The sequence below is a fragment of the Streptomyces sp. NPDC059897 genome (assembly GCF_042730865.1).
GTDB lineage: Bacteria > Actinomycetota > Actinomycetes > Streptomycetales > Streptomycetaceae > Streptomyces.
This window is the reverse complement of the sequence record NZ_JBHWKQ010000085.1, coordinates 1-2,703: the sequence shown is the minus strand read 5'-3', so window position 1 is coordinate 2,703 and position 2,703 is coordinate 1. Positions and strand designations below refer to the sequence as shown.

At 70.9% G+C, this 2,703-nt stretch carries 3 protein-coding genes; all 3 read right to left on the bottom strand.

All coding sequences use genetic code 11. From position 1 onward, the window contains the following. Window positions 1–37 precede the first annotated feature (37 nt). Genes ACFV9W_RS39050 through ACFV9W_RS39040 form a run of 3 tightly spaced genes read right to left on the bottom strand, consistent with a single transcriptional unit; the run spans window position 38 to window position 2,606 of the window. A complete protein-coding gene (locus ACFV9W_RS39050) occupies window positions 38–490 on the bottom strand; it encodes a hypothetical protein (RefSeq protein ID WP_385770872.1) in 453 nt (150 codons plus the stop codon). 9 nt (window positions 491–499) lie between these two features. Further along, window positions 500–1,255: a 4-hydroxy-tetrahydrodipicolinate reductase gene (gene dapB / locus ACFV9W_RS39045; protein ID WP_385770870.1), complete on the bottom strand. Its 756-nt coding sequence runs from the start codon at window positions 1,253–1,255 to the stop codon at window positions 500–502. Between the two features lie 49 nt (window positions 1,256–1,304). After that, a complete protein-coding gene (locus ACFV9W_RS39040) occupies window positions 1,305–2,606 on the bottom strand; it encodes a M16 family metallopeptidase (protein WP_385770874.1) in 1,302 nt (433 codons plus the stop codon). Between the last annotated feature and the right edge of the window lie 97 nt (window positions 2,607–2,703).

The window sequence follows — 2,703 nt, the reverse complement described above, 5'->3', positions numbered from 1 at the left end:
CACCGGCACGATGCCGGTGCGGCCCCTTCGTCATGCGTCAGGCGTTCAGCGAACGGCCCTCGTGGAGCGCGATCGCGCGCTGCATCGCCTTCCGCGCGCGCGGGGTGTCCCGTGCGTCCCGGTAGGCGACCGCGAGGCGGAACCAGCAGCGCCAGTCCCCCGGCGCGTCCTCCGTCTCGGCCTTGCGCCTGGCGAAGACCTCGTCGGCGGAGTCGCGGTCGATGCGGCCGTAACTGTCGCGGCGGAGTTCGTCGACGGGCAGTCCGCCCTCCGCCTCCAGGAGTTCGCCGAGCCTGTTGGCCTTGGTGACGAACCGGGTGTTCGCCCACAGGAACCACACGCCGATCACCGGCAGGATCAGCACCGCGACGCCGAAGGTGATCGTCAGCGCCGTGCCCTGCTGGAGGAGCATCACGCCTCGGTCGCCGGCCAGGACGAAGTAGAAGACCAGGACGACGGCCGTGACTGCGTAGGTGATTTTCGCGCGCATCGCAGCAGGTCAGCCGTTCAGATCGAGGAAGTGTTCCAGGCCGAAGGTGAGGCCGGGGTGCGTGGTGACCTTGCGGGCGCCGAGCAGGATGCCGGGCATGAAGCTGCTGTGGTGCAGCGAGTCGTGCCGGATCGTCAGCGTCTCGCCCTCGGCGCCCAGGAGGACCTCCTGGTGGGCCAGGAGGCCGCGCAGGCGCACCGAGTGGACCGGGACGCCGTCGACGTCCGCGCCGCGCGCTCCGTCGAGCGCCGTGGCCGTGGCGTCGGGAGCGGGGGCGCTGCCCGCCTTCTCCCGGGCCGCCGCGATCAGCTGCGCGGTGCGGGCGGCCGTGCCGGACGGGGCGTCGACCTTCTTCGGGTGGTGCAGCTCGATGACCTCGACGGACTCGAAGTACGGCGCCGCCGCCTCCGCGAACTTCATGGTCAGGACCGCGCCGATGGAGAAGTTCGGGGCGATGAGCACGCCCGTCTCCGGGGAGTCCGCCAGCCACTGGTTCAGCTGCGCGAGGCGTTCGTCGGTCCAGCCCGTGGTGCCGACGACGGCGTGGATTCCGTGGCGTACGCAGAACTCCAGGTTCTCCATCACCGAGTCGGGCGTGGTCAGTTCGACCGCGACCTGGGCGCCGGACTCGACGAGGACGTCCAGCTTGTCGCCGCGGCCGAGGGCCGCGACCAGCTCCATGTCCTCGGCCGCCTCGACGGCCCGTACGGCCTCGGAGCCGATGCGGCCCTTGGCCCCGATGACCGCCACGCGCAGCTTGCTCATGATCTCCCAGTTCCTTCGGTGCGTACTGAAATGCGTACGTGAAACGGTGTTACGCGACCGCTTCGTGCAGGCGCGCCGCCTGCTTGTCCTTGAGCGGGCCGATGACCGACAGGGACGGGCGCTGTCCCAGGATGTCGCGTGCGACCGCGCGCACCTCGTCCGGGGTCACCGCCGAGATGCGCTCCAGCATCGCGTCGACCGACATCTGCTCGCCCCAGCACAGCTCGCTCTTGCCGATGCGGTGCATGAGCGCCCCGGTGTCCTCCAGGCCGAGAACCGTGGAACCGGCGAGCTGGCCGATGGCGCGGCTGATCTCGTCGTCGCTGATGCCGTGCCGCGCGACCTGGTCCAGCTCGTCGCGGCAGATCTTCAGCACGTCGTGCACCTGGCTCGGCCTGCAGCCCGCGTAGACACCGAACAGGCCGCAGTCGGCGAAGCCCGAGGTGTACGAGTACACGCTGTACGCCAACCCGCGCTTCTCGCGGACCTCCTGGAACAGGCGGGACGACATGCCGCCGCCGAGCGCCGTGTTGAGCACGCCCATGGCCCAGCGGCGGTCGTCCGTGCGGGCGAGGCCCGGCATGCCGAGGATGACGTGGGCCTGCTCGGTCTTGCGGCCGAGGAGTTCCATGCGCCCGGCGGTGCGCAGGGTCTTGCGGCCGGCGCGCGGGGCGACCGGCTCGGCGAGGGCCTGCGGGGCACCCGCCCGGTCGAAGGCGGCACGGACCTGGCGTACGACCTTGTTGTGGTCGACGTTGCCCGCCGCGGCCACGACCAGGTGCGTCGGGTCGTAGTGCTTCTTGTAGAAGCGCGTGATCTGGTTCCGGCTGAGCGCGTTGATCGTGTCGACCGAGCCGAGGACCGGGCGGCCGAGCGGGGTGTCGCCGAGCATCGTGTGAGCGAACAGGTCGTGCACGACGTCGCCCGCGTCGTCCTCGGTCATCGCGATCTCTTCGAGGATCACGCCGCGCTCCGCGTCGACGTCCTCCTCCTCGATCAGCGAGCCGGTCAGCATGTCGCAGACGACGTCGATGGCGAGCGGCAGGTCGGTGTCGAGCACGCGCGCGTAGTAGCAGGTGAACTCCTTCGCCGTGAAGGCGTTCATCTCGCCGCCGACCGCGTCTATCGCGGCCGAGATGTCCAGCGCGCTGCGCTTCTTGGTGCCCTTGAAGAGCAGGTGCTCCAGGTAGTGCGTCGCGCCGTTCAGCGTCGGCGTCTCGTCGCGCGAGCCCACGTGCGCCCAGATGCCGAAGGTGGCTGAGCGGACCGAGGGCAGGGTCTCGGTGACGATGCGCAGACCGTTCGGCAGCGTCGTCTTGCGGACCGTGCCGATGCCGTTCGCGCCCTTGATGAGGGTTTGGGTACGGGCGAGGGGCCCCCCCCCCCCACAGGGGGGGGGGGGGGCCGGGGGGGGGAGGGGCGGGGCGAGGGGGGGGGGGGGGTGGGCA